At 57.1% G+C, this 22904-nt stretch carries 32 protein-coding genes; 13 read left to right on the top strand and 19 right to left on the bottom strand.

The genetic code is table 11. The annotated features are described in order from the left end of the window. From ACWI0H_RS09780 to ACWI0H_RS09690, 19 genes are all read right to left on the bottom strand, one after another. The gene (locus ACWI0H_RS09780; protein ID WP_485876022.1) at positions 1 to 573 is read right to left on the bottom strand and encodes a phage tail protein; all 573 of its coding nucleotides are present in this window, start codon (positions 571 to 573) and stop codon (positions 1 to 3) included. Further along, positions 570 to 890 (bottom strand): head-tail joining protein, encoded by a 321-nt coding sequence (locus ACWI0H_RS09775; RefSeq protein WP_485876021.1) that lies wholly within the window; start codon positions 888 to 890, stop codon positions 570 to 572. The genes ACWI0H_RS09780 and ACWI0H_RS09775 overlap by 4 nt, the downstream gene beginning before the upstream one ends. Then, entirely contained in the window at positions 890 to 1096 is a 207-nt protein-coding gene (locus tag ACWI0H_RS09770; protein ID WP_485876020.1) for a hypothetical protein, read from the bottom strand. The genes ACWI0H_RS09775 and ACWI0H_RS09770 overlap by 1 nt, the downstream gene beginning before the upstream one ends. A 59-nt stretch (positions 1097 to 1155) precedes the next feature. After that, positions 1156 to 2181 (bottom strand): major capsid protein, encoded by a 1026-nt coding sequence (locus tag ACWI0H_RS09765; RefSeq protein WP_485876019.1) that lies wholly within the window; start codon positions 2179 to 2181, stop codon positions 1156 to 1158. 36 nt (positions 2182 to 2217) lie between these two features. Then, entirely contained in the window at positions 2218 to 2574 is a 357-nt protein-coding gene (locus ACWI0H_RS09760) for a head decoration protein (protein WP_485876018.1), read from the bottom strand. Positions 2575 to 2609: 35 nt separating this feature from the next. Beyond that, complete coding sequence (locus ACWI0H_RS09755; RefSeq protein WP_485876017.1) at positions 2610 to 3836, bottom strand: S49 family peptidase; 1227 nt, start codon at positions 3834 to 3836, stop codon at positions 2610 to 2612. A gap of 90 nt (positions 3837 to 3926) precedes the next feature. Further along, positions 3927 to 5579: a phage portal protein gene (locus ACWI0H_RS09750; protein ID WP_485876016.1), complete on the bottom strand. Its 1653-nt coding sequence runs from the start codon at positions 5577 to 5579 to the stop codon at positions 3927 to 3929. Between the two features lie 3 nt (positions 5580 to 5582). Beyond that, complete coding sequence (locus tag ACWI0H_RS09745) at positions 5583 to 5807, bottom strand: hypothetical protein (protein ID WP_485876015.1); 225 nt, start codon at positions 5805 to 5807, stop codon at positions 5583 to 5585. Further along, positions 5804 to 7810, bottom strand: coding sequence for a phage terminase large subunit family protein (locus ACWI0H_RS09740; RefSeq protein ID WP_485876014.1), 2007 nt, complete (start codon positions 7808 to 7810; stop codon positions 5804 to 5806). Before ACWI0H_RS09740 ends, ACWI0H_RS09745 begins: the two co-directional genes overlap by 4 nt. Continuing rightward, on the bottom strand, positions 7758 to 8312 hold the full coding sequence (locus tag ACWI0H_RS09735) for a terminase small subunit (RefSeq protein ID WP_485876013.1): 555 nt from the start codon (positions 8310 to 8312) through the stop codon (positions 7758 to 7760). Before ACWI0H_RS09735 ends, ACWI0H_RS09740 begins: the two co-directional genes overlap by 53 nt. 233 nt (positions 8313 to 8545) lie before the next feature. Beyond that, on the bottom strand, positions 8546 to 9007 hold the full coding sequence (locus ACWI0H_RS09730) for a hypothetical protein (protein WP_485876012.1): 462 nt from the start codon (positions 9005 to 9007) through the stop codon (positions 8546 to 8548). After that, complete coding sequence (locus ACWI0H_RS09725; RefSeq protein ID WP_485876011.1) at positions 9007 to 9507, bottom strand: lysozyme; 501 nt, start codon at positions 9505 to 9507, stop codon at positions 9007 to 9009. The genes ACWI0H_RS09730 and ACWI0H_RS09725 overlap by 1 nt, the downstream gene beginning before the upstream one ends. Beyond that, on the bottom strand, positions 9504 to 9758 hold the full coding sequence (locus ACWI0H_RS09720) for a hypothetical protein (protein ID WP_485876010.1): 255 nt from the start codon (positions 9756 to 9758) through the stop codon (positions 9504 to 9506). Before ACWI0H_RS09720 ends, ACWI0H_RS09725 begins: the two co-directional genes overlap by 4 nt. A 268-nt stretch (positions 9759 to 10026) precedes the next feature. Next, a complete protein-coding gene (locus tag ACWI0H_RS09715; RefSeq protein ID WP_485876009.1) occupies positions 10027 to 10404 on the bottom strand; it encodes a hypothetical protein in 378 nt (125 codons plus the stop codon). Between the two features lie 327 nt (positions 10405 to 10731). Continuing rightward, positions 10732 to 12447 carry a DUF5906 domain-containing protein gene (locus ACWI0H_RS09710; protein ID WP_485876008.1) on the bottom strand — a complete coding sequence of 572 codons (1716 nt, stop codon included), beginning with the start codon at positions 12445 to 12447 and terminating at the stop codon, positions 10732 to 10734. Continuing rightward, positions 12447 to 13472, bottom strand: a complete 1026-nt coding sequence (locus tag ACWI0H_RS09705; protein WP_485876007.1) for a PriCT-2 domain-containing protein — start codon at positions 13470 to 13472, stop codon at positions 12447 to 12449. The genes ACWI0H_RS09710 and ACWI0H_RS09705 overlap by 1 nt, the downstream gene beginning before the upstream one ends. Then, the gene (locus ACWI0H_RS09700) at positions 13472 to 13672 is read right to left on the bottom strand and encodes a TraR/DksA family transcriptional regulator (RefSeq protein WP_485876006.1); all 201 of its coding nucleotides are present in this window, start codon (positions 13670 to 13672) and stop codon (positions 13472 to 13474) included. The genes ACWI0H_RS09705 and ACWI0H_RS09700 overlap by 1 nt, the downstream gene beginning before the upstream one ends. After that, positions 13665 to 14174 (bottom strand): phage regulatory CII family protein, encoded by a 510-nt coding sequence (locus ACWI0H_RS09695; RefSeq protein ID WP_485876005.1) that lies wholly within the window; start codon positions 14172 to 14174, stop codon positions 13665 to 13667. Before ACWI0H_RS09695 ends, ACWI0H_RS09700 begins: the two co-directional genes overlap by 8 nt. Positions 14175 to 14373: 199 nt before the next feature. Next, the gene (locus ACWI0H_RS09690) at positions 14374 to 14601 is read right to left on the bottom strand and encodes a hypothetical protein (protein ID WP_485876004.1); all 228 of its coding nucleotides are present in this window, start codon (positions 14599 to 14601) and stop codon (positions 14374 to 14376) included. A gap of 65 nt (positions 14602 to 14666) precedes the next feature. Between ACWI0H_RS09690 and ACWI0H_RS09685 the strand changes: the two genes are divergently transcribed. The 13 genes from ACWI0H_RS09685 (at position 14667) to ACWI0H_RS09625 (ending at position 22798) form a co-directional block, all read left to right on the top strand. Further along, entirely contained in the window at positions 14667 to 15377 is a 711-nt protein-coding gene (locus ACWI0H_RS09685; protein WP_485876003.1) for a S24 family peptidase, read from the top strand. A gap of 113 nt (positions 15378 to 15490) precedes the next feature. After that, positions 15491 to 15682 carry a hypothetical protein gene (locus ACWI0H_RS09680; protein WP_278369541.1) on the top strand — a complete coding sequence of 64 codons (192 nt, stop codon included), beginning with the start codon at positions 15491 to 15493 and terminating at the stop codon, positions 15680 to 15682. Further along, positions 15679 to 16011, top strand: coding sequence for a hypothetical protein (locus tag ACWI0H_RS09675; protein ID WP_485876002.1), 333 nt, complete (start codon positions 15679 to 15681; stop codon positions 16009 to 16011). Before ACWI0H_RS09680 ends, ACWI0H_RS09675 begins: the two co-directional genes overlap by 4 nt. Continuing rightward, on the top strand, positions 16008 to 16328 hold the full coding sequence (locus ACWI0H_RS09670) for a phage antirepressor KilAC domain-containing protein (RefSeq protein ID WP_485876001.1): 321 nt from the start codon (positions 16008 to 16010) through the stop codon (positions 16326 to 16328). The genes ACWI0H_RS09675 and ACWI0H_RS09670 overlap by 4 nt, the downstream gene beginning before the upstream one ends. A gap of 102 nt (positions 16329 to 16430) precedes the next feature. After that, positions 16431 to 16790 carry a hypothetical protein gene (locus tag ACWI0H_RS09665; RefSeq protein WP_485876000.1) on the top strand — a complete coding sequence of 120 codons (360 nt, stop codon included), beginning with the start codon at positions 16431 to 16433 and terminating at the stop codon, positions 16788 to 16790. Between the two features lie 55 nt (positions 16791 to 16845). Next, the gene (locus ACWI0H_RS09660) at positions 16846 to 17646 is read left to right on the top strand and encodes a DUF2303 family protein (RefSeq protein ID WP_485875999.1); all 801 of its coding nucleotides are present in this window, start codon (positions 16846 to 16848) and stop codon (positions 17644 to 17646) included. Positions 17647 to 17722: 76 nt separating this feature from the next. After that, positions 17723 to 18391 carry a hypothetical protein gene (locus tag ACWI0H_RS09655; RefSeq protein ID WP_485875998.1) on the top strand — a complete coding sequence of 223 codons (669 nt, stop codon included), beginning with the start codon at positions 17723 to 17725 and terminating at the stop codon, positions 18389 to 18391. Further along, positions 18388 to 18633, top strand: a complete 246-nt coding sequence (locus tag ACWI0H_RS09650) for a hypothetical protein (RefSeq protein ID WP_485875997.1) — start codon at positions 18388 to 18390, stop codon at positions 18631 to 18633. Before ACWI0H_RS09655 ends, ACWI0H_RS09650 begins: the two co-directional genes overlap by 4 nt. Continuing rightward, positions 18630 to 18848 (top strand): hypothetical protein, encoded by a 219-nt coding sequence (locus tag ACWI0H_RS09645; RefSeq protein ID WP_485875996.1) that lies wholly within the window; start codon positions 18630 to 18632, stop codon positions 18846 to 18848. Before ACWI0H_RS09650 ends, ACWI0H_RS09645 begins: the two co-directional genes overlap by 4 nt. Next, positions 18845 to 19384 carry a class I SAM-dependent methyltransferase gene (locus ACWI0H_RS09640; RefSeq protein WP_485875995.1) on the top strand — a complete coding sequence of 180 codons (540 nt, stop codon included), beginning with the start codon at positions 18845 to 18847 and terminating at the stop codon, positions 19382 to 19384. The genes ACWI0H_RS09645 and ACWI0H_RS09640 overlap by 4 nt, the downstream gene beginning before the upstream one ends. After that, positions 19381 to 20229, top strand: a complete 849-nt coding sequence (locus tag ACWI0H_RS09635) for a hypothetical protein (protein WP_485875994.1) — start codon at positions 19381 to 19383, stop codon at positions 20227 to 20229. Before ACWI0H_RS09640 ends, ACWI0H_RS09635 begins: the two co-directional genes overlap by 4 nt. Next, on the top strand, positions 20226 to 21947 hold the full coding sequence (locus ACWI0H_RS09630) for a DNA cytosine methyltransferase (RefSeq protein ID WP_485875993.1): 1722 nt from the start codon (positions 20226 to 20228) through the stop codon (positions 21945 to 21947). The genes ACWI0H_RS09635 and ACWI0H_RS09630 overlap by 4 nt, the downstream gene beginning before the upstream one ends. Then, positions 21944 to 22798, top strand: coding sequence for a hypothetical protein (locus tag ACWI0H_RS09625; RefSeq protein WP_485875992.1), 855 nt, complete (start codon positions 21944 to 21946; stop codon positions 22796 to 22798). The genes ACWI0H_RS09630 and ACWI0H_RS09625 overlap by 4 nt, the downstream gene beginning before the upstream one ends. The last annotated feature ends 106 nt before the right edge of the window (positions 22799 to 22904 follow it).

Here is a 22904-nt window from a genome sequence, read left to right as displayed (position 1 = left end):
TCACTGCCGTTTGAGTAGCTGTTCCGCCTCGTAGCCCAGGCGCTGCATCAAGCGGTTACCGCTCGGTGCCTGCAGATCGTCTTTAACATCGGTGAACACCTGGCTAGTGGAAGGGCCATACAAAACCTTTAGCCCTTCGCTTCGGCCAAGGCCGGGGCCGTACTGCGTTCGAATGGCAATGGCCTGCACGCCATTGGCGAATCGGATAAAGAACGCGCCAGGCATGCGTTTCTTGCCGCCGGTCGGTTTAACCTGAACGCCCACACTGCCGCTTTTATATCGCCGGTTCGGGTACCGCGTGAGCAGCGTTCCCCGCGTAGGCGTTTGGATCGCACCGTTCAGCCTATTAACGGTGGCCCGCTTCACCGCCAGCTTGTCCCGCACATACCCCGCTTTCAGCTTGACCTGTTTACGGATCTCCTTGCTAGCCTCCGTACGGGTCACGCCAAGCGTATGGTTGATAGCACGACTCATGGCACGCGGCGCGCCATTCTTGAGGTGCATCAAATCGCTTTCAATCCGGCGGACGGCATTCCTGTCCACCGTTATTTTGATCGGCGTTGTGCTGCTCATGTGCGCTCCTCAGTCACAATCCAGGTCACCAGGTAGCCGTCATCGCTGGCTTTCTGGCCTAGCCGCCACCCTTTGCCGTTCAGTGTCACTACATCGCCGCGCCCGCCGGCGCCCAATTCGCTGGCATACCCGGTTAGCTCAGTACGGGATTCCATGATAACGCCCTGCATGCCCGCTACGGTGCGCTCAACGTCTCGATCTAGAATGACGCTTACCGTAACGGGCGTGCCGTTAAGAGGGCTGAAGGTGGCCGGGCTGCCGGCCTCCATCAGTATCTCTTGGGTGCCTTCGCGAACTTCGTCATCGAAGACGCTCATTATTCACCGCCTTTGCCCACGCCGGGTTCTGGCTCTGGTTCTGGTTCTGCGGCTGGAGACGCGCTAGGCGCTTCGCCAATCACTCCCGCTTCCAGTAGGCGGTCCTCTTCGGCCTTGTTTTTGGGTTTGTAGATCTGGCCTTCTTTGGCTAGCACGCTCTTACCCTTTTCGATCTGCCCGCGAGTAACAATAAATTGCTTGGCCATGGTGGCCTCCTATTGGCTTTCAGGGTGATACACAAAAACCCCGCACTGGGCGGGGGTGGTTAGACGACCTTGGCGTAAACGAACGCGTCCGGTTCGTGGAAGCCAGGCAGTGGCGCGGCCTGCATCATCAACCAACGAACGCCGGGATCGTCTTCTAGCCAGCTTTTCGGGTACCGAGCCACATCAAACAGGCCGCCTTCTAGCGCTGACATGTCCTGAATGGCACCGTAGAGCATGGAGCAACGGCTGGTGGTGGGGCCCACAATCAAGCCGCCGGCGGGAATCATCGGTTGCTCTTCGCCTTCGTCTGGCAGGTACCACTCTTCGTAGGCATACAAATCCATCCCCGGGTCGTTGAGATAGCCAAGGTAGGTCACGCCATCTGGCAGTTCTTCTGGGCGGATCATGCCTAGATCGATGCGGCGTGTATTGAGTTTCTTCATGACCGATTCGTTATCAAGAAACGCATCCGCGGCTTCGGAGCTCATGACGCAGGCGTTGGCCGTTCGTCCACTCTTTTTCGCGCTACGGCGCTTGTATTTGCGCAGGTCAGCGATCGGGTCTGATGTGGGTTCCGTCCATTGAACGGACTCGGTGACCAGGTGCTCAGCGTCCATTTGGTAGTCAACGATATCGTTGACGCCATCGCCCACCACTTGCACTTGGCCAGTCGTGAGCGCCTGGGCAATCATCCACTCTTCCCGGCGGTTGATCTGGTCGTCGAGGTCTTCCATGTCCCGCGCCAATTGATCACCGGCGCGCTCAAGCGGTGAGCGACCAGAATAGAGGCTCTCCCCTGGTTGGCGTTGGTTAAGCAAAAGACCCGCGCTGGTTTCAAGCTTCGGCTTAACGTAAGCAGGCTTGTAGCTGCGCATAACGCTGCCGGAGCGATCAACCACTTTGCCGGGGCGGTTCGGGCGCACAAAGGGCGCCATCTTGCGGTTGCCCTTGATGATGTCGATATCAACAGTGGCAGTGGTCGCTGTTACAGGGGTAGCGCCGAAATATAGCGTGCCCAGAAAACGGCGGCTGCGCAGCATTTGCTCAACCGCTGCGAGCATGGTGCGTGTTGCAAATAAGTCCATGGGTTACTCCAGGGTAGGAAACAGGTAGGTGTTCGCTTAGCTATGCACGAACAAGCTGAAGGGCCGCAGCGCCTTGCGTACAGCGGCGACGGTGTGGCCATCACCCAGCGTCAAGCCAGTGGCGCGTAGATCACCGGATAGCAGTGCCTCTGCTTGCACTGCGCCGTCGGTGGCATTCACGTCTTCCCAAAGCACAATGCTTGGGGCTTCGCTGCCGTCAGTGGCCGCCGCGGCGCTGAGCTTAAACTCTTCGCTAGTGGTAACCTCGCCTAACACACTGCCCGCAGCGAGAACTTCACCGGCGGCGATGGTGATGGTGATGTAGCGGCGTGGAAAATCGCCAGCGATCAATGAGCCCATTTGGGGATGGGCGGTTTGTGTTGCACTCGGCATGAAATGCCTCCTCTATTGCGCTGGTCGCGCGTGACTTACTTGGTTTTCCAGCGGCGTGAAATTGCCGACACCGCTTGCTGATCTTCTTCGGATTCCTTGCTGCCGTTCGGCGGGGTCGCTGGCGGTGCCTTAGTGCTGTCTTGCTGCATGCTACTCAACGAAATGCCGCGATCCTGAGCCGCCTTGAACAGCGCCAAGCCGGTTGCTTCCACGCTGTCGCCATTGGTTAGGGCTGCCGCGACTTCCTTTTCAAACCCAGGCATTGCCAGCGCTTGAATGCCGATGCAGCGCTGGCGTTCAGCATCCGCCGCTTCGGTGCGCAGCTTTTCCTGATCGACGCTTTCAGCGGCGGCGATTTGGATAGTCTTTGGGTCGGTACCGGCTTCGATCGCTGCATGCAGCTCTGCCGTGGTTTTGACGGTGGTCATGGTCATGCTCCTGGGTTGGTTACTGGCAGGGGAACCGGCCAGCTCGGTAATGAGGGATTCCAGTGAGCCAAGGCGGTCAGCCATGCCGGCCTCTACCGCCAAAGCGCCGGTGGCGATGCCGCCTTGGCGGAAGCGGTCGTTGACCTCTTCGCGGGGTATGCCACGGTTGCGTGCAACCTTGTCGAGAAACACGCTAGCGAGCTCATCGGTACGAGTTTGAAGCTGTGCTCGGCCCGCTTCTGTTTCTAAGTCGGGGCGCTTGTTGGGGGCATTACTGGAGACGATCTCGTAGCTTTTTTCGCCGGGACGGTCTTCGCGCTTACGCATGCTCAGCACTACGCCAACGCTGCCAAGCTGAGCCGTGTCATCAACAACCACCTCATCGGCGGCGCTGGCAATCCAGTACATTGCGCTTGCTGCCTGTCCACCTACATAGGCTTTGATAGGCTTTGTGCCGCGCGCCTGATAAATGAGTTCGGAAATCTCATTAATACCGGAGGCTTCGCCGCCAGGGCTGTCAGCATTGATGACAATGGCCCGTACCTGCGGATCATCCAGCGCGGCTTGGATATCAGTCGCCAGAACCTGAGTGCTTGTTGCGCCACTGATCTCGGCGAACAGGTTGGCATAGCGGAAGATCGGCCCGGTGACGGGTATCACTGCCACGCCATCACGAACCGTGACATTGCGCGTGTTATCGAGTGATCGACCCAAGCGCGCTTCCAGCGCATGGATATCGCCTTGGCGGTCGGCTACAGCCATCAGGCTATCCAGCGCATCCCCGGTCATCAGCCATGGGCGGCTTGCCGCCAGCTCAAATGCAGTGCGGGGCATAAGTGGCTCCTTAGGTAGTGAGCTGCGACCATTTTCCTGATGCCGGGAAAATGGTCGTTAGCAATGAAAAAAGCCCACCAAAATGGCGGGCTAGTCGTTGTCTTCATTCTCTTCAGGTGGTGGCTCCTGAACCTTGCCACCGACATACACCGGCACGTTGTTTTCACGCTTCCACTTAATCTCGCGAGCGCGATCCTGTGCGACGTCGTTCCAGTCTTCGCCGTGGTAGGCCATGGTTTCCAGTGTTTCGTTACTGGTGCCGTTGGCAATGCGCTCGGTTGCAGCGCGGGCATCCACCAGGTCATTCAGTGCGCCAAGCGGTTCGCCTATCCAGAGCGCGCGGGTATATGCGCGGCGCTTTGCCGGGTCGCGATATCCGGGCATGTTAATCATGCCTCGCGCTACCATTTCATCCACCACCAGGTCATAGGCTGGCTGGCACCATTGCGTGGTGAGGTGATGGCGGCGTTGTTTGACGAATTTCCACAGCTGGTTAAACGCGGCGCGGGCTGCCGTGTAGCTGGTTGAAAAGTGCATCAGCAATACTTCCGCTGGCTGATCCAGCGCTGCGCCAATCTCTTTAACGATCGCGACAAAGAACGGGTCGAACTGGGCATTAGGCCTGTTCGGGCTGATCGGTACCGGTTCGGCGCCTTCTTCCAGATCCCACACGGCGCCTTCGCCTAGTGTCAGGTTATCGCCTTCCGGTTCGTGTTCGCGGTCGCTCCGCACTACAGGGCGTTGGGGTTTATTAGGGTCGCTGCTGTTTTCATCCCACAGCGTGGAGCCCCCTAAGCCGGGGTCTGTATCGTCTTTTTCGTGCTTGATCGCCACGGTGAACATCGCGCTGATCACGGCGGCGGTTAACTCTGCCTGGCTGAAGCGCTCCAGCTTTTGCAGCGCTTCAAGAATCGGTGCCAAATACGGCACGCCGCGTGTTTGTCCGGGGCGATCCTTTTCGTTCATCAGGTGCAAGATGCGGCGGCGCCCGGTTTCGGCGCCAAACACCGGCACCCATTCCCATGTTTGGCGGGTCAAGTAATCGCTGGGGTACCCATTGCAGACCCGCACATCAGTGGGTTTGCCAAGTCGGTCCACACGTACACCGTCAATTTCATTGGCGGTGTTGAGATCCGTTAGCGGGTTGCCGATACGTTCCGCTTCGGTCAGCTGCAGCTTGAGGCTAAATAGGCAGCCGGGGCGTTTATCCATTGGCGTGAAGCCAAATACGTCACCACTGACCAGCGCGCTGATAAACGCTAGGCGCTGCTGCATGTAGAAATCCAGCGTGGCTTCGGCATCGCATTCAGCGGGATCCTCTGCCCATAGGCGAAAGCCGCGGGCCAGTTGTTCGTTAAGTGCTGACGTTTGTTCGTCATTTAGCCCCAGGGCTTCACCGTCCACGTTAGGTCGCACAGTCAGGCCCATGCCGACAACGTTGGTGGCAGCGCGGCTGATCGCAGCACGGCCAAGCATGTGGTTGCGGTAGGCGTCGCGAGAGCGGGCAATCAGCGTTTCGCGTTCGCTGGTCGGATTATCTTGCCGCGGGCTGCCGAGGCCAGGTATCCAGCTCAGCATGCTGCGTAACATGCGGCTGGCACCCCGGTGCCGCGTTTCGCTGCCGACATTTGCCGCTGTGCTGGGCTGGCGGGCCTTGAGTTTTTCCAGCTCAGCGCGTGCCTGTGTCGCCTGGGATTCGGCCAGTTTGGCGCGGGCACCTCCTAGCCCTTCAAATATTCGCATGGCTTAAAACCCTATATGACGAATACGATTTCGGCCGCGGCGGCCGCTGGCAATGGCTTGTTCGCGGCCAGCCATCTTGGCGTAATGGGTTTCCATGCGCTGCAGGGTATCCAGATCAGCGCGGGTGTACTGTCGGTCGCCGAAGCGCCATGACTGTGAGCCGCTAATGATCTTGTCGATGGCTTGACGCACCAGGGCCAGTCGCTCTGTATAGGTTTGCGTGGTCATACGCGGCCGTTCCTCATTTTTCGGTTGCGTCTGCGGCCGTTACCGGCAGCCTGTTGTGGCGTGGCTGCCGGTGGTGGCGGTGCAAATAGCGTGGTTTGGGTCAGCGCCCCTTCGAGCTTGTCCCAGTCGCTGCCGCGTAGCACATGGGTGCGACAGCTGCGGGCGGCGTGCATGGCATAAACCTCACAGTCCAGCGCTTCGTTGGGCTTGCCTGCTTTCTTTTGCCACACTCGCTTACGTGGGTTTCGCGCATGCGGTGCTTTGACTTCGGCAGTCAGCTGATCCCAGTAGTCAGGGCGCACATCTCGGTACCAGTGCATTCGCCCGGGGCCATCGCCGCGCAATCGAATGCGGGTGTCGATCAGGTCTTTGGCTTTGTGGGTACCGACGATAAACGGGCGTAGGCCGTATTTATCGGCTTTGGTGTTCTGCCGGTTGGTGTCATCTGAGATCTTCGGACGGCTGAAAATCTCGCGGCTTTCGCCGTTGACTGAAGCGCCCTTCACGGCCATCACGCCGTGGCGTTGGCGGGCGCGCACGTAGTGATATACGGCATCGCTGGTGTGCCCGTCAGAGCTATCGATACCGGACGCGGTGACGCGCAATGTGGCGCCGCTGTCGTGTTCAAATCCTGTGGTTAACAGCTTGTCGAGCTCATCCCACACGGGGTCAACTTTATCAATGGTGTTGCCGTAGAGTTCGCCCCAGTAGACCAACCAGCTCTCTTCGCCACGGCCCCAGGCGCGGATGATTACCGCTAGGCGATCGTGCTGAACATCGATACCCGCGGTGAGTAGCAAGCCGCCGCGGGGTACGGTACGTTCCGCATAGTCTTCGGCGCGATCTTTCAGCTCATCAACTTCGGGGGCATCGCCTTTGAATTCATAGGCTAGCCCCATGGAGCTGTTGGTAAACACGATCAGGTCGCTGAAGTCGCCTTGCTCAGCGTTGTGCTTTGCTGATAACCACTTTTCCATCAGGCGTGCAAAGCGAGAATCTGGAAACGTGCTCAGCAGCTCGTTCATGTAGTAGCCCGCCACGCCGCGAAATTCTGCTGTCGCTGCCCAGCGTCCGTTCCGTAAGTTGGCGTTTTTCTCTTGGTCTCCCCACTCGCAGCCGCAATGCGGGCAAGCGTAAACCGTGCGCTCCGGGCGGTACTGGCCGAAGATCGGGTGGCGTTGATCGGGGTCAGGCGGGCACACCAAGTTGTCGAAGCTGAGTTCATGCGACTCGCCACAGTGGTGGCAAGGCACCAGGCAGCGCCGCCGATCGCTTAGCTGCATCTCCGCTTCAATGGAGGAAATGCCAGCGATGGTGGGCGTGCCACCGATGATGTATTTCTTACGGCCACGGCCGTAGGTTTTGCCGCGTTCTTTCAATAGCAGGATCGAATCGCCCTGACCTTTCAGGTTCAGGTTGCAGTCATCGGGCTCTTCAACAAACCCGCGCGGGCTTGGTGTGGACTTCACCGACGATGGCGAGTTGGAGCCCACAAGTTTGAGAAAGCCGCCTGGGAAGCGCTTGAACTGTTGCCGCTGCTGCAGCTTCCGTGAGCGAAGGTCGATCTTGTCTCTCAGCCGTGGCGTTGCTTCCACCATCGGCTCGAATTTTTCCGCAACGTATTCTTTAGCGGCGCCGTCTTTCGGGAACAGGCCGATGATCGGCGACGGGTCCACGTCGATCCAGCGGCCAAGGGCGTTGCCGAGTACGCCTGATGTCCAGGCCACTTGCGCCGATTTCTGGCAGCACACCTCTTCAACATTGGGGTCGTCGATCGCTTCCAGCGGGCCACCGGGCAATGCCAGCGCGGGCGTTACGTGAATGCTGTATTTACCGGGCCTTGCTGTTTCCACTTCGCTCATCCAGCGATGCTTGTTCGCCCACTCCAGTGTGCTGATGCGCTCAGGCGGGGCAAACTTCTGGGCAAGCGAACGCACCCAGCGCTTTGCATTACGCTTGAGCGTCGCCCGAATCTGCGGGCTCAGGTTCATCGCTGGAGTCATAATGGCTCAGGGTTGTCAGGGCATCGTCTATATGGCGGCGGACAATCGAGACATCCACCTCTTCACCCAGTATGGCGGTCAGTTCGGCGGCCAGTGCGTCGGGCATGTTGAACAGCAGCTCAGCGCGGGCGGCTTCAACCAGCGCCTCATACTCAACTTTTAGATCGTCCGGCATGACTAGCACGCCATCCTCTTTGAGAATCTCCCGCTCAAGCTGGTCACCGCGTAGGCGGTCGAGGCGATCCTTAGCGGATTCACGGCTGGTGTCATTAGCGCGTTCAAGCAGCCAGGCAATCACCTCGGCGGGGGAGTATTCATTGCTAGCACCACGGCCAGCGGAAACGGCAACCGGCATGCCTTTCTGCTGCCAGTCTGTCAGCGAGCGCTCAGAGACTTCGAGCAGTTCGGCAAGCGACCGCTTGTTTGTCGTCGCAGGAAGCTCAGCAGCGTGCCAATTCAGCAGCGCTTGGCGACAGACATTGATCATTTCAACAGTCGTCATAACGCTAACCCATTGATACGGTTAAAAGTAAGGAAGCCATAGGAGCGTCACAGCTGCACGAATTCCGGGACTCTGCGACCCCGTGTGGCCTAGGATTGGCCAGGAGAACCTAGCGTTTTTCACCGGCTGAGCCAGGCTGCTGGAGATGCTGGCTTACCGTTTCGCGATCCGCATTGGCGCGTTTGCGAAGTGACTCGTAGGCAGCGAGTAGCTGCAATAAATCTCGGTTGCTTTCAATTCGATGCGTCGGTTGAGGAATCGGTGAAAGTAGATACCCCGGCACCTCCGGCGTCATCACGATCGGAACGACCACCCTCCCCGGGGAGTTGGCGCACCCAGTCACGAATAGCGTTAGGCAGAGCAACGCCAGTCCAATCAGCGGTTTCTTCATCGTTCTGCTCCAATTGATTAAGCGCATCCAATTGCTGTTGGTGGCCGGCCCTCACTCGCTGCAGCTCAGCTTCGCGCAACTCCAATGCCTGAAGCTGCTTTGCTGCCTGAGTTCGTCGCCATTCAAGCGCGCTTTCCAGTGCTCGCGTTTCCAGCCGTGAGGTTTCCAGTTCGCTGACCGCTTGATCGCGTTCAGACACCACCCCCTGGATAAATCCCAGAAGCGAGAACGCCAGAACAAACACCAGCGCAACGACCCAAGCCCACCCCGGTACCCAGCGCAGCAGCTTCAAGAAAACAGACATCAGTCAGGCCTCGTTTTTTCGACCGCCGGCGTAGGCTCCATCAAGCACAGCTCTCGCTCTGCAAGGCGGCGATTCACCAGCCCCTGGAGGCGAACGCCACCAGCATGCACCCACCTTAGGAGTTCATCGCATGCAGCCCTTGCCTGCCCTGCATTCAATCTGCGCAGCAGTGTCGAGCGGGCAAAAGCGCCGGTGCCCACGTTATAAACAAACGAAGCCAGTGCTGCTTCACGTGTTGGAGGCAGATCTACCGTCACATGGCGATTAACCGCTTCAAATGCTGTACCCAGATCCTGCTCCAGTAACGCCTCGCACTCTTCGTCAGAATGCGTCTGGCCGATGCGTGCAGTAGCTGTGTGCCCATAGCAAATAGTTACCACGCCCACCGGATCGTGATACGCCTGGTTCTCTTTGCCCTCAAAGAAACCAACCGTAGCCGCGGCGATTGCCACCGCGCTCGCACCAACAGCAGGCACTCCAATACGCTTTAGCCAGCTCATTCGGGCGACCTCTCACGTCCAGCTTCCAGGTTCGCTATCGTGATGCTGTGTTCACGCTTAGCCATTTCATGCTTCTCACGCTCAATGCGCGCCCGACGTACGATCAGGAACAGCTGAGCCAGCATGTAGATACAGGTCAGCAACCCAGCCACCAGCGTTACCTGGGTGCTAGGGTCGGATGACAGCATTGCTGCCCAGCCGAACGGCACCGGCGCAATACGTGCGCTCTCTTGGATAAGTACAGATGACATAGGTAACCAATCTTCAGCAGGGTAAATAAAAATGCCCCGCACAACCGAAGCTATGCGAGGCACCGCCCACCACGGACGGGAGCACTGGTTATCTAGCGCCCAACAAAAAGCCCCAGCGGTTAGGCTGGGGCTTCTAGGTGCCGCAATTACTAGACGATAGCTGAATCTTGAACCTTGACTGCAATGGCATCAAGCGTCTTGTAATGCCAAACAAAAAAACTCTTTAATACGTTGGGCATGGTTGGGCAAACGTCAAAATGATTAACGCTTACGCTCTTTTAATCTTCCTGCTACGGCGCCTCAGCACCTCTCTAAGCTCGATGTGCAATTTATCGAGGCGATGATAGTAAGTGCGCTCAGTCAGCCCCAAACGCTGCGCTTTATGTTCGTTGTAGCCTTCCCAGTGGTAATGCTCCCAAGCCAGCACCTGAAGGTCATTACTCAGGCAACCGATGCCCTCATACACTTCCCAAGCCAGATCATCGATCTCACCATGTCCAAGCGGGTCACGGCTGCCCTTAGGGCCACCGTCAGGCATCACACCCTTGAACTCCATCAGCTTGCCCAGCGGGCTGCACTGACGCATTGCCCGACACTTCCATTGATCGGCCCAATGTTTCAGTAATTCATCCATCGCTTTAATCATTGGTTTGCTCCGTGGTGGTGGCACTTCTCAACCCTAGATCAAATCATCTCAACCCTAGACACACCCTAGACACTTAAAATCTTATTAATAACAGCTATTTATTTAATACTGTCTAGGGTGTCTAGGGTGTCTAGGGGTATTCCTTTATAGGGGAAAATTTAAAAGGTGTTGTGGATAACTGCTTATATAATGACGCACGTATACGCGCGCGGGCGCGTACAACCCTAGACACCCTAGACAGGTACAAATAACCGTTTGTTTTATAATGGCTTTCATTGTCTACCCTTGGCAATATTGACCCTAGACATACCCTAGCAACCCTAGACACTAATCGAGTGGCGAGCCGCCATAGGGCTTGATCCACCCTTGGCACTTGTCCCATGTCGCCGGGTTCCAGCCTGCTTCTAAGGCCTGGTCCCTGAACGCCTTCACCAGCGCACCCAGCTTCTTACCGTCGCCGAGGTCTACCCCATCAGGTGGGTCGGGGAGGAAGAAGATAGACCGCTTCCGATTATTGTCCATGTCATACCACCAATATTGCTTATCCGTTTTGGGAACCTGGGTGCTAACGAATAGAGAGAACTTCGTCTCACTCATCGTGTGCTCACGGTTCTTACTGCACCACTCAAGATAGAGATCGTGCACATCCTGCGTCCTGGCCACCGTAAACGGAACTCCCAAGATGCCCTCACGCCATGCCACCAGGAAGTTCTCCCAGCTTGCACGGCTCAGGGCTACAAGGCGCTCACGGGCAGGCGTCTTGGGCGGCCGCGTGCGTTCATCAAAGTCACCGGTGTCATAGTTCAGCAGGTAATGATAAAACGCCTCAATGCCACCGTTCACCAGCTCCTTACCGACCGCTTGGCTGGCCTCAGGGGGTAGCGTCTTTTCCGGCCAGATAACAAGCATGCGGCGATCATGCTCACTGATCGGCCACGGCATAATCTCATTGGAGAGAAACGCCGCGTTCATATAGTTGGCCTGTTCCCAGCCGTTCATGAACTTCGCCTCAACCCGCATCGTCTTGCCGGTCACCATGTGCTTGATCTTGCCTACCTGGTTATAACGCTGGTCGCGGCTCACGACCTCCTCAAACACACCGTAAAGCTTACTTTCCTGCCACTGGTTCCAGTTCATCTCCAATTGCGCCTGGCCAACAGTGGCTGAGTACATGCCATAGATCGCACCCATCACATCGGAAAGCAGCAACGACTTACCCGAACCCTCGATCGTTGAGTGGGCCAATACGGCCGTATCCAGCTTCGCGCCCAAATTCTGCAGCGGATAAGCCAACCAACAGGTCAGCCAATGCGTCGCGGCCGCGTCGTTACTGCACAGCCACTGAATCAGGTATTGAATGGATTTACACCGCTGAGGCTCTGCGATCGGCTCAAGCGGCAAGCCCTCAAATGTATTGATGTACTCGCCGGGGCTCTGCGTCATGCGCGGGTCAAAGATCAGGCAATCATGGGGAATCTGGCGCCGCTCAGTCGAGTTGATCCACAGAGACCAAGCATCGCCCAACGCCAACTGCACAGCGCGCGCAGGCAACCGCTGCTTTAACTGCCTATCCCAAATCTCTTGGGTACCGTCTAAATACACGTAACGGTCAGTGGGGGCCATGCCCAGCTTGCCTTGCCCGCCCTTCTGCTTACCTGCCAGCTTGGCTTCCGCCACCTGGTGCCTTGCCTGATCCGGGTCAATCAGCTTCTTATCGTGCCGATCTACCCACGCCTTAGCTAAAGACTTACCAACGTACGCCTCAAACGCCCCCCACTTAATCAGGCGGCGTTTAACTAAATCGAATACCTGCTTCTCACCTTCGAGCAGCGCAAAGCGCCGGTGAATACTCTCTTCGGTCCACTCTTGGCCCTCCCCCACGCCCCCCGTAGGTGCAGCAGCCATCGGCGGCACCGGGGGCTGCCATTCAGAGGGGGCTGGGGGGAGTTCTTCATCATTAGCAGCGCTCGCTAACTGCGCATTGATTTGGTCACGAACAGCCCAAAGGCCGCGGGCAACGTGAAGATCATTCCAATCCGGCATCAGGCCACCTCGCCAAGCTCAGCGAAGACCGCACGGCAGCCGTACTCAAACGCCAGCGCCTCAGCCTTGGTTCTGCCAGGGTTGCCCTCGGTATCCACGTCATCGTCACCGCAGATCACCAATTCAGCCTGCGGATAAAGCTCCCGCAACTGAGGCACCACCCGCGCAAGGTTACCAGCATCCAGTGCAACGGCCATTGGCCACTCCATGGCTTCATGTACGCTAGCACCCGTGGCGTACCCTTCCACTACACCGATCACGGCGGGCTGCTCTTGCCAAGCAATGCGGTGCCAGCAGCCACTCTTACGCCCAAACTTAGGGAAAAGCTTCGTGCCCTTTGAATTAATCACCTGCAGCGACCACAGCACACCGCCGCCATCATAAAGGGGCAGAATGGTGTCCCCCTCATGCAGGCGAAATAGGTGCAAATGCTCAGGACGCGGCTTAGGTAGTTGATCAAAGAAATCCTTCACCTCACTGCCTACCCACACGCTGGCAGCTTCCACCTTCGCATCAATGCTGACCAGCACCGCACGCTTAACGAACAGCACACCATGGGCACCCACACCTTTATCGGTTAGATACGGCGCCGAACCCTCAGTGGTTAAGTGGCGTTCCATCACCAGCTGACAGGCCCGCGAAACCGCTTGCTGCATTCTCGCCAGCTTCGCCTTATCGGCCTCAACGCTTTCCGCTGCCTTACGGCGGCGTTCCTCTTGCTCAGCTTTCAACCGCTTCCGATCGTCAGCGCTCATCTCCTTACGCTCACGCTTCCAGCCATGCTGACCCGCTAGCTTGATGATGGTACCCAAGCGCACGTGACCCGCTTGCAGGCTTTTCCAAACACTCTGCGCATCTTTCGCGTTGTAGCTATCGTCGCCTTGGCTCCATTCATCCCACGCAAAAAAGCCGTCATCACCATATTCGGTTTTGACGGCATTGCCGATGTTCACCCAAATATCACGATCATCGGCGGGGATATGTGTTAACGCCACGCGCAGCTCATCAATAGAGAGTAAATCCATCACCATTTCTCCAACATCGACTGACACTGCACACAAAACTGCACTCCCGGCAGCGCCTTACGTCGCGCCGCCGGAATCGGCTCGTGGCACTGCTTACACACCGCACGGCTGGAAAGCGCAGAGGGCTGTTGTTCTCGGGCTTTTAGCGCCTGCTCTGTACGCCACTCAATGTAATCGTTCGCGATATCGGCCTTATCCATGGCTGCTCTCCCCATCAAAACGCTGGGCGCTCACCAGCAGCCCCTGCAAGGCGCTGATCAGTTGGCCTTTCAGCTTCTTAAGCTCGGAGACTTCGCCTGAGGTATACACACCATCCTTACGATGCTCGCTGATGCGGCTCAACAAATCGGAGACACGGGTCGACATTTCCGCCACCGACTCCATCAACTGCTGTTCGCTACTATCGTTTGTCGCTTCCTGATACTCGAACCAGTGCGCGCCCGGTACCAACGCCAAAAGAGAATCGAGAATGCGCGGGTCGCGTGTCGCTTCCAGCACGTACTCCAGATCATCGACGGTCAGCTTATGGGTATCTGCATTAGGGTTCAGGCGATGCTGCAGCGTGGTGGCAGGCACCCCGTAAATAGCGGCAATCGCCTTGCCGCCACCAGGGTAATCACGCGCCGCGTGATACATCGAAAGACCAAGGGGCAGGATTTCGCGCTCAGCGCGATCCTTTGAGGTGGGCCAGCGTTTAGACATGGCATTACTCCCGTTACTATGCCATGCGCAACAGATCCCCTGTGGTGTATGATGGGAACTGTAGCGCAAGGGGCTTTATTGGTTTGCTCTCTTGCGTTGCAAAAAGTCCAGTGAGGGCTCGTCTGTGGTGGGCAGACCCTCTCTGGCACCGCTGGGGAAGTTGCTTTCGGGCAGCTTACCCAGCACCTCTAACCGATGGTTAGGCGGCCTCTAATTCTTCCTTGCTAACACCGTAATGCTGCAAGACTTCTGACAGTGATACCGAACCTTCACTGCCGCGGGCTAGTGCGCGCATAAATTTTAATGAAGCACCTCGGCTGCCGCTTATCACATGTGCTCGCAGATACTTAGTGGAAGTGCCAACCCGCACCGCAAACTGCTCAAGCTGGGCCTCATCTTGCTGTTTCAGATAATCACGAAGTTGCATGGTTTTGTCTCCAATGAGTCATGCCATTAAGAATGACACCTCGAGATTACAAAAGCAACACCTTAATGGTTATCGCAACCTTTGCGGTTATGGCGAAGAATAACCTTATGAATATACACGCCTTACGACTAGAGCTGCTTCATAAAGTCATGGAACAGCGGCATATGAACCTGCAAAAATTATCTGACGCACTGGATAGACATCCCAGCCAGTGCAGCAGCTTTGCGGGCAAAAACCCCACTAAGAATATTGGGGAAAGGCTTGCGAGGCACATTGAAGAAAAGCTGAACCTGCCAACCAATTACCTAGACGATGTTAGGAATCTCGTTCACGGTGTTCGTGACAGTAAAGCAGAGTACAGCCTAGATGATGCAAGCGTTCTCCACCCGGTAGGGCACATGCTACCTGTGATTGGGATGGCCACCGCAGGCGCCCTCAGAGAGTCATTCGAGGAAGCTGACATCGAAGAATATGTACCCGCTCCAGGTAACTGCAGTAAAAATTCATTTGTACTGATACTGGACGGCGTATCCATGCTTCCAGACTTCCACCCAAGAGATCGCATTGTCATTGACCCTGACGCGGAATGGATTTCCGGCGATGTAGTTTATGCCCGCTGCACACAGACTGACCGTGGCACATTTAAAGAAATACGCTATGAAGATGGTGACTACTACTTGTGTGCAAAGAACCCGAAGTGGGAACCGCAATACATGAAGATGGGCGAGACATGGGAAGTAGTTGGCAAGGGGCTTTATTTGGTCAAAAAGCTATAATTCACCTCTCCCGCAAAAAAATAATCTAAAAGGTTATTAACCTTAACGGTTGACAAAACCTTTTTGGTGTACAAAACTCGTTGTCGTAATCCGCCCACCACGGAGCCACGACAATGCAAACCAATGCCCAACCATGCCGGGTGTATATGCACCCGGCCGCAGGTAACAGTCATATCGCCATTCAGGCCATGCAACACGTCACTGGACGCGTTGCCGCCCGCCTGGCTGGTAACAAATCCCGCACCATCTATCTGCTCACCCCTGAAGAAGCGGCCCGCTATCGCCGCCAGGGCGGTGCAGCATGAACACTATCGCCCGCATCCCCGCTCCCAGCGTGCTTACTCAAGCGCACCGCGACGCCATGGCCTACATCCAAGAACTGGCGATCACCACCAGTATGCACGGCGTCTATAGCGTAAGCGCCGAATATACGGGCGTTGGTCATGCATTCCGCGTCAGCGTGCTGCTGTTCAGCGAATTGGCCAAAGAGAATTTTAAGGCGCTCAAGTCCTTCTGTGTTTATCTCCCGGGCCTTGAGCGCTTGGCTGGAAATAGCAGCCTTGAAGAACTGCAAAACATCGCCCGTGAACTAGAAGCGCTCCTCATCCCACCCACTGGAGGAAACGCCGCATGAACGCACCCCAGCACCCACAAGCGGCCCGCGTACTAGGTAAGCGCTACTCGCTCAAGGAAACCGCTGCGCTACTTGGTACCGGCCATATAACCCTATGCAAACAGCTGCGCGGTATCGGCATGCTGGACGCCCACAACCTCGGCACCCGCCCGCACACCAGCACCGGGCGCCTATTCGTTGAGCTGAAATCGTTTGAGCACAGCGGCCTTGGCACCGAACGCCCCTACGGCAAAACGCTGGTCACCGAGCGCGGCCTGCTCTACATCGCCAACCGCTTGGGCATTCGCATCCAGCGCGAGGCAGCCAACGACGAATAAACCGATGCCGCATAGCATCACCCAGTTTCGCGATGTGGCCACCGCCACACCGAAAACCCAGGCCTAACGGCCAACACCACCACGTAAAAGAGGAAACCAATCATGGCTAACGAGCCCACCTCAACCGATATAAACGCCCTACTGGATGACCTAGACGCGGGCATATTCCGCGAAAAGCTAGCCCGCGCCCTAAGCGACGCCGCCGCCGGTTGTGTCGCTCACGGCAAAGCGGCTGATGTCACCATCAAGTTCAGCCTGAAACAGATCGCGGATAGCTCGCAAGTCGATTGCGCCCACAAGCTCAGCTATGTGGTGCCCACCGCCAAGGGCAAGCGCTCTGAAGAGAACACAACTAAAACGCCGCTGTATGTCGGCAAAGGCGGCAAGCTCACGCTGTTCCCCGAGAACCAGGGCAAGTTCGAGTTTCAGCCGGAAGGCGAAAGCAACACCCAGCGCGCCTAACTAACGCACTGGCACGCCCACCCACCAACGCAAACCAATGCATTAAGGAATCCCCATGGATCACCAAGCCATCGAAAAGATTGAAGCCCTCGTTCACGCCGCGCAGATCGGCAACCCGGGCACCTATGAACCCACGATGTTGGTACCAAAAGGCTATGAACTGCAGTCGCTGGAACGCTTCATGGATTCGCCTACGCGCTTTCGTGGCACCTTCGCCACCAGCTCGATTGAAGACTACGGCCACTACGTTAACGCAGAAGACGAAGCCCGCGTGTTCGTAGATATCGACGCCATGCGCGCCAAGGCCTTTTTTGACCTCGGCAACCCAGTCGCACCAGGTCATGGCGCCCACACCGCCAGCCTAAGTTTGGAGAAAACCGGCGCCTATGAAGCCTGCCTGCAAGCCAACGGCTCAAGCTTTGCGCAAAAGGAATTGGCCCACTGGATTGAAGACTGGCACCACTGCATCAAAGGAATCGACAGTAACGGCCAAGACCTCACCGCTAAGCAGCTCGCCAACGCAGTGCGCAAGATCGAGATCAAAGCAACCTCCGAGCGCAGCCATGAGGATGGTGATTGGAACACCAAGCGCAGCGGCATGGACGCATTGGATGCCAGCGCAGGCGACAGCACACCCGATATCATCCGCTTCACCTGCATCCCTTACGAAGGGCTCAGCGAACGCACGTTCGAGATGCGCGTCTCGATCCTGACCGACGACACCAAGCCACGCCTAAAGCTGCGCATCATCGGACTGGAAACGGCGCAAGAAGAAATGGCCAAGGAGTTCAAGCGTGTACTCCAGGATGAGCTGGAAGAAAACGCAACTCTGCTACTGGGCTCATTCAGCAAATAAGCAACAGCCACACCCGCACGACCACCCCGCCGCTGCCCACCACTTGCGGCGGGGTTCCACCACCAGGAGCAAACCAATGCAAATGCATAAGCTACTCGCACACCCGTTATTTGAAGAGCATGACGTCAAAGAGGTACTTGAGCCGTTCGGCTTTGAAGTGAACTTACACTTTGACGACGCTCCCTGTGCGGAAGAAGAGCCAGAGGCTTGGGCACTTTTTGAGAAGCAAACCAACGCCTATGTCGATGCCATTAACTACGCCCCGCCCACAGGCTTCACCGAAATTGGCCGCTTCGTTAATGAAGATAGCGATATCACCATAGTTTCAGTTCGTGCCAAGTCAGATTTTGCATGTTCGCTGCTTTGGTCTGACCCTCGTTTTGATGAAGCCGATGAAGCTCCAGTGCCCAATCCTATTGTGGCTTTATTCGAGCTTAATGAAGAGCGCAGCCGCCAGGTCAATGCCGAAGGCTTTAGCCGTGAGCAAGATGATCAATGGTCAAAAGGCGAGCTGGCCTCCCTGGCTTGCTGCTATGCAGACCACGCGGCATTTATCGCACAAGCCCACTTTGGCTACGAAGCAAGCGAGCCTGTCTGGCTGCCCGGCAACATGGATAGCCAATGGTGGAAACCCAGCCTCGACCCACGCCGCGACCTGGTAAAAGCAGGCGCCCTGATCCTCGCCGAAATCGAACGCCTAGACCGCGCCGCCGCCAGGGCTAAAGCCGAGGAGGACGCCGCATGAGCACCCCACAACAACATCCCGAGGCAGCGCCGCAATACCCACAGTTTCGCTTCGTTGAGTTCAGCAAGTCGCGCCAGATGCGCGGCGCTGATGCGGCCCTTATAGAGATCACCTACGGCGAAGGCGACCACGACCAGCTCTGGATGACCGCCGGCGACCTACACGCTAACCTTCGCCAGTGGGGCCCACACGAAGCGCTAAGTGAAGCACTAAAGGCCTATGGCAAAGGGGGCCGGGGATGAAGATGCTAAACGCCATTCGAATCAGGCAGCTCCGTTCCAGAGCGCGGCGCCTCTACCTGTCATATGCCCATGCCCATGATAATTTCAACTGCGGCAACCACCTAGCCGATCACATCACCGGCGGACGCCGCAAACGGTTGGCCAAAGCGTTCAACGCCACGGTCGATAAGCTGGAAGCCCTTGGCGACAACCCACCCAAGGAGCGGCTGCTATGAACACGCATGCCAACGTTGAAATCCCTACAGCCCGGGTACTCGACCCCGCTTGCGGTAGCCGCATGATGTGGTTTGACCGTGGCCACCCTGATGCAGTGTTTGGTGATGTGCGCAGCGAAACACTATCCATTACTGACCGCAGCCACGGCCGGATCGACGGAACAAGAACGCTAACGGTTTGCCCAGATATGCAGATGGATTTTCGCGCCCTGCCGTTCAGTGATGCCACCTTCCGCCTGGTCGCATTTGATCCGCCTCACCTGGTGCGCGCTGGCCCGCGCTCATGGCTGGCTGCCAAGTACGGAAAGCTCAGCAAGGATTGGCGCGACGATCTCCGCCAAGGCTTTGCTGAATGCTTCCGCGTGCTGCACCCCGATGGTGTGCTGGTGTTTAAGTGGAATGAAACACAGGTAAAGCTAAGTGAAGTATTAGCCCTGACCCCACACCAACCGCTATTCGGTAACACCAGCGGCCGCAAGGCTGGCACCCACTGGCTGGTGTTCATGAAGCCACGCCTCCAGGAGCTAACGCGATGAACTACGAAGCCTGGCGTGCCACCTTCCAGAGCAGTGAACAGGCCGCGCAAGCGGCCTTTAAAGATGCCCGCAAGCATCATCAAATGCTGCTTAACACCCTCACTCGCTGCAACGAACTAGACGCCAACCTGCAGCGCATCATCGAAGCCGCCATCGCTGAGGGCCCAGGGCCGCACACACAGTCAGCGATTGATGAAATGCCAGCGGTAAGCCTTAAGAAGCTCTGCGTTGATCAACAACAGCAAGGCTGCCTAAGGGTATCTGAAGAACTGCGCAACGGCCCCATTGATTGGAACAAGTTCGGCGACGATCCCAGAGAGCAAGCCGCCAACGTCGCTATTCTGGTGGGCAACCAAATCAGGCGCGAAGCCCTAGCCGACTTACCCGAACCAACCGCCACCTTTGCACCGAACTATGAACGGCTCTTTGCAATGGTGATCGGCAGCCTAGTCGAAGTGGCTGAAGCCGCCGGTGTTCGCAAAGAAGACCAGTTGATGGGCGGCACCACCCAAACCTTGAATGCTATTGAAAAGCTTAAAGCGCGCCGGGAAAAGTGGAAGTCACGCGCGCTTAAAGCTGAGCAAGGCATCCGTGAAATGATCGCCAAAGCTGCCAATAACAACCTTGAAGGCTACCGCGAACTAGGCAGGAAAGCCGCTGCCGCTGAAGAAGAACGTGATGCTCTGGCCGCGAAACTTAAGTTGGCTCAGCAACTGGCAGATGAAGACAGTATCTGCTCTCCGGGGATGCACCCATATCCAGAGGGAAAACCAGGCTGGAAGTCGAAGCTGGGGCGCGACCTGCACCTTGTGCTAAATGGTACTACCAGAGGAGCTGCCCAATGAAACGACAGCCTCCCCACTGGCGCACCCAATACGCCCTCGACTACGAAGGTGAAATCAACGTCGATCTCTTCGCCGGCGGCGGCGGTGCCAGCACCGGTTTAGAGATGGGCCTGAAGCGCCCCGTGCACGTCGCCATCAACCACGATCCCGACGCCATCAGCATGCACACCGCCAACCACCCCGGCGCCGAACATTACCAGTGCGACATATACGAAGTTGACCCTATCGCAGCATCGCGGGGAAGGCCCATTGGCCATCTGCATATGAGCCCTGATTGCACCCATCACAGCCAGGCCCGTGGCGGGCAGCCACGCAAGCGCGCCATTCGCTCGCTTAGCTGGGTCGGTCTCAAATGGGCAGGGTTAGGACGCCCCCGTGTCATCTCACTGGAAAACGTCGAGCAAATCCTGCAGTGGGGCCCACTCATCGCAAAGCGCTGCAAAGAAACGGGCCGTGTTATGAAAATCGACGGCAGCGTAGCCGCTCCAGGTGAACGAACGCCGATCAATGAACAGTTCCTGGTACCGGATAAGAAGCGACGCAGCCAGAACTGGCGGCATTTTATCGGTGGCTTGCGGGCACTGGGCTATGAAGTCGAGTGTCGCACTATCGCCGCCTGCGATTTTGGCGCACCCACCACCCGCAAACGCTTATATCTAATCGCCCGCCGCGATGGTCAGCCCATCGTATGGCCTGCACCTACCCACGCCCGCAAACCCACTAAGGGCCAAAAGCGCTTTTCATCGGCGGCATCATGCATTGACTGGACGAATCTAGGCAAAAGCATCTTCAACCGCCCCCGCCCACTCGCAGAGAACACCCTGAAGCGCATCGCCAAGGGCATTGATAAGTTCGTCATCAATGCAGCGCAGCCCTTCATTGTGCCTATCGCCAATTACGGTACCGGTGAAGTCGTTCAACCCATTAGCGAGCCACTGCGCACCATTACCGCATGGCCCAAAGGTGGCAGTTTTGCCGTAGCTTCACCCTGCTTGGTTCAGCTAGCTCACGGTCAGGGTAAACCAGGTGGCGTCCAGCGCTGGGGAATCGGCAGCCGCGACATTGAAGAACCGATGAACACCATCACGGCCAGCAGTGGAATGGCCGTGGCCACCGCGTTCATGGCCCAAATGAACGGCGGCTTCTACGAAGGCGCTGGCCGCGCCGCCGATGACCCGCTAAGCACCATCACCGGCCGCGGTACCCAGCAGCAGATCGTCACCGCCCACTTGATGGTTCAGAGGCAAAACCAGCATGGCGTCGATGTGACGCATCCGCTCCACACAATAACTGCAGGCGGCCTTCACCACGGCCTAGTGAACTGCACACTTTCGCCACAAGTAGAAGAAAGCGCCCTGCAGGTGGCCGCGTTCCTGATGCGCTACCACAGCACCGGTGGCCAGTGGGCGGACCTGCACGACCCGATGACTACGGTGACGACGAAAGACCGCCTAGCCCTGGTGACCGTCTACATCAAAGGCACGCCCTACATCATCGTCGATATCTGCCTGCGCATGCTCAAACCCCGCGAGCTCTACCGCGCTCAAGGCTTTCCAGATACCTACATCATCGATCGCGGCCACGATGGCAAACCGTTCACGATCACCGCGCAAACCCGCATGTGCGGCAACAGCGTCAGCCCGCTACCCATGGCAGCACTCGCCGCCGCTAACGATCACCAAGTAGTAGCGCTTAATCACATGGAGGGCGTGGCATGAAAGAACACGGCAAACTATTCAACACGGCCATGGTGCAGGCGTTCCTCGAGGCACGTAAAAACCAAACCCGCCGCGTGATTGATGCTCACAACTCCCTGGTCGACGGCAGCGGCATCAGCAAAAAGCGCTGGAATGAAGCAGGCTTCGACCTCGCCAACGCGACGATCGACAACGGCCCATCACCTGCAGGCAACCCAGGCCCTTACCTAAAAGCCACCTGCGCGGAAGGCACGACCCACCGGATTTACTCACGGGTTCAGCCAGGTGATCGGATATACGTTAAGGAAGGATGCGCTGACCAACATCCGCTAGCGATACAGGAAGGCCGGTACTCGCAGCCTGGCTGCGCTGGAATACCAGGGCCGCCACCTGTCAAATACCAGACGATATATAGAGCAGATGGGGAGCCTCGCCAAATATGGAGGTGCCAAACGGGCCACCCTTACTACACAACGAAAGGGCCAGCGAACAGCCATGATGCAGAATTCCCCACGGTAATGAGCAACTACACGCGGGCCAACGGCAAGGGTATTCACTGGATGCCTTCAATGTTCATGCCACGATGGGCAGCACGCCTGGTGTTTGATGTTGTTAGCGTTCGCCTTGAGCGACTGAAAGATATGAGCGCTGAAGATGTGCTGGCAGAGGGGTTTGAAGGCGATGAAAACGGTGATGCCTTCCTGCATTTCTGGAACCTATGGGACTCCGTAAATGGCAAAGGCAGTTGGGACGCCAACCCACCGGTATGGATCTACGACCTACAGCCCGTTGGCATTAAGCCCGCAACGATGCCAAGCCAAGGAGCGCCCACAACCTGCACACTTCCAGGAGGCGACCATGCTAGCGATTGATCACGTCACCATCGAGCGCTTCAGCGAGCTGACCGGCTACAGCGAGTTTGCGATCCGATCAAAGATCAAGCGGGGTGACTGGCGGCAAGGTGAGCAGTTTTTCAAA

The sequence above is a fragment of the Halomonas sp. NYA30 genome, assembly GCF_976980765.1.
Note: the sequence above shows the minus strand (reverse complement) of the source record. Positions and strands in the feature narration are given on the sequence as shown.

What these genes read in the sequence shown, in the direction of transcription:
- ACWI0H_RS09665 (WP_485876000.1), top strand. Translation starts at nt 16,431, where the DNA reads ATGGCTAACGAGCCCACCTCAACCGATATAAACGCCCTACTGGATGAC.
- ACWI0H_RS09670 (WP_485876001.1), top strand. Translation starts at nt 16,008, where the DNA reads ATGAACGCACCCCAGCACCCACAAGCGGCCCGCGTACTAGGTAAGCGC.
- ACWI0H_RS09625 (WP_485875992.1), top strand. Translation starts at nt 21,944, where the DNA reads ATGAAAGAACACGGCAAACTATTCAACACGGCCATGGTGCAGGCGTTC.
- ACWI0H_RS09660 (WP_485875999.1), top strand. Translation starts at nt 16,846, where the DNA reads ATGGATCACCAAGCCATCGAAAAGATTGAAGCCCTCGTTCACGCCGCG.
- ACWI0H_RS09740 (WP_485876014.1), bottom strand. Translation starts at nt 7,810, where the DNA reads ATGACTCCAGCGATGAACCTGAGCCCGCAGATTCGGGCGACGCTCAAG.
- ACWI0H_RS09690 (WP_485876004.1), bottom strand. Translation starts at nt 14,601, where the DNA reads ATGCAACTTCGTGATTATCTGAAACAGCAAGATGAGGCCCAGCTTGAG.
- ACWI0H_RS09685 (WP_485876003.1), top strand. Translation starts at nt 14,667, where the DNA reads ATGGTTATCGCAACCTTTGCGGTTATGGCGAAGAATAACCTTATGAAT.
- ACWI0H_RS09635 (WP_485875994.1), top strand. Translation starts at nt 19,381, where the DNA reads ATGAACTACGAAGCCTGGCGTGCCACCTTCCAGAGCAGTGAACAGGCC.
- ACWI0H_RS09780 (WP_485876022.1), bottom strand. Translation starts at nt 573, where the DNA reads ATGAGCAGCACAACGCCGATCAAAATAACGGTGGACAGGAATGCCGTC.
- ACWI0H_RS09750 (WP_485876016.1), bottom strand. Translation starts at nt 5,579, where the DNA reads ATGCGAATATTTGAAGGGCTAGGAGGTGCCCGCGCCAAACTGGCCGAA.
- ACWI0H_RS09720 (WP_485876010.1), bottom strand. Translation starts at nt 9,758, where the DNA reads ATGTCATCTGTACTTATCCAAGAGAGCGCACGTATTGCGCCGGTGCCG.
- ACWI0H_RS09655 (WP_485875998.1), top strand. Translation starts at nt 17,723, where the DNA reads ATGCAAATGCATAAGCTACTCGCACACCCGTTATTTGAAGAGCATGAC.
- ACWI0H_RS09725 (WP_485876011.1), bottom strand. Translation starts at nt 9,507, where the DNA reads ATGAGCTGGCTAAAGCGTATTGGAGTGCCTGCTGTTGGTGCGAGCGCG.
- ACWI0H_RS09680 (WP_278369541.1), top strand. Translation starts at nt 15,491, where the DNA reads ATGCAAACCAATGCCCAACCATGCCGGGTGTATATGCACCCGGCCGCA.
- ACWI0H_RS09675 (WP_485876002.1), top strand. Translation starts at nt 15,679, where the DNA reads ATGAACACTATCGCCCGCATCCCCGCTCCCAGCGTGCTTACTCAAGCG.
- ACWI0H_RS09645 (WP_485875996.1), top strand. Translation starts at nt 18,630, where the DNA reads ATGAAGATGCTAAACGCCATTCGAATCAGGCAGCTCCGTTCCAGAGCG.
- ACWI0H_RS09775 (WP_485876021.1), bottom strand. Translation starts at nt 890, where the DNA reads ATGAGCGTCTTCGATGACGAAGTTCGCGAAGGCACCCAAGAGATACTG.
- ACWI0H_RS09630 (WP_485875993.1), top strand. Translation starts at nt 20,226, where the DNA reads ATGAAACGACAGCCTCCCCACTGGCGCACCCAATACGCCCTCGACTAC.
- ACWI0H_RS09755 (WP_485876017.1), bottom strand. Translation starts at nt 3,836, where the DNA reads ATGCCCCGCACTGCATTTGAGCTGGCGGCAAGCCGCCCATGGCTGATG.
- ACWI0H_RS09640 (WP_485875995.1), top strand. Translation starts at nt 18,845, where the DNA reads ATGAACACGCATGCCAACGTTGAAATCCCTACAGCCCGGGTACTCGAC.
- ACWI0H_RS09700 (WP_485876006.1), bottom strand. Translation starts at nt 13,672, where the DNA reads ATGGATAAGGCCGATATCGCGAACGATTACATTGAGTGGCGTACAGAG.
- ACWI0H_RS09735 (WP_485876013.1), bottom strand. Translation starts at nt 8,312, where the DNA reads ATGACGACTGTTGAAATGATCAATGTCTGTCGCCAAGCGCTGCTGAAT.
- ACWI0H_RS09760 (WP_485876018.1), bottom strand. Translation starts at nt 2,574, where the DNA reads ATGCCGAGTGCAACACAAACCGCCCATCCCCAAATGGGCTCATTGATC.
- ACWI0H_RS09745 (WP_485876015.1), bottom strand. Translation starts at nt 5,807, where the DNA reads ATGACCACGCAAACCTATACAGAGCGACTGGCCCTGGTGCGTCAAGCC.
- ACWI0H_RS09715 (WP_485876009.1), bottom strand. Translation starts at nt 10,404, where the DNA reads ATGATTAAAGCGATGGATGAATTACTGAAACATTGGGCCGATCAATGG.
- ACWI0H_RS09770 (WP_485876020.1), bottom strand. Translation starts at nt 1,096, where the DNA reads ATGGCCAAGCAATTTATTGTTACTCGCGGGCAGATCGAAAAGGGTAAG.
- ACWI0H_RS09705 (WP_485876007.1), bottom strand. Translation starts at nt 13,472, where the DNA reads ATGGATTTACTCTCTATTGATGAGCTGCGCGTGGCGTTAACACATATC.
- ACWI0H_RS09710 (WP_485876008.1), bottom strand. Translation starts at nt 12,447, where the DNA reads ATGCCGGATTGGAATGATCTTCACGTTGCCCGCGGCCTTTGGGCTGTT.
- ACWI0H_RS09695 (WP_485876005.1), bottom strand. Translation starts at nt 14,174, where the DNA reads ATGTCTAAACGCTGGCCCACCTCAAAGGATCGCGCTGAGCGCGAAATC.
- ACWI0H_RS09765 (WP_485876019.1), bottom strand. Translation starts at nt 2,181, where the DNA reads ATGGACTTATTTGCAACACGCACCATGCTCGCAGCGGTTGAGCAAATG.
- ACWI0H_RS09650 (WP_485875997.1), top strand. Translation starts at nt 18,388, where the DNA reads ATGAGCACCCCACAACAACATCCCGAGGCAGCGCCGCAATACCCACAG.
- ACWI0H_RS09730 (WP_485876012.1), bottom strand. Translation starts at nt 9,007, where the DNA reads ATGTCTGTTTTCTTGAAGCTGCTGCGCTGGGTACCGGGGTGGGCTTGG.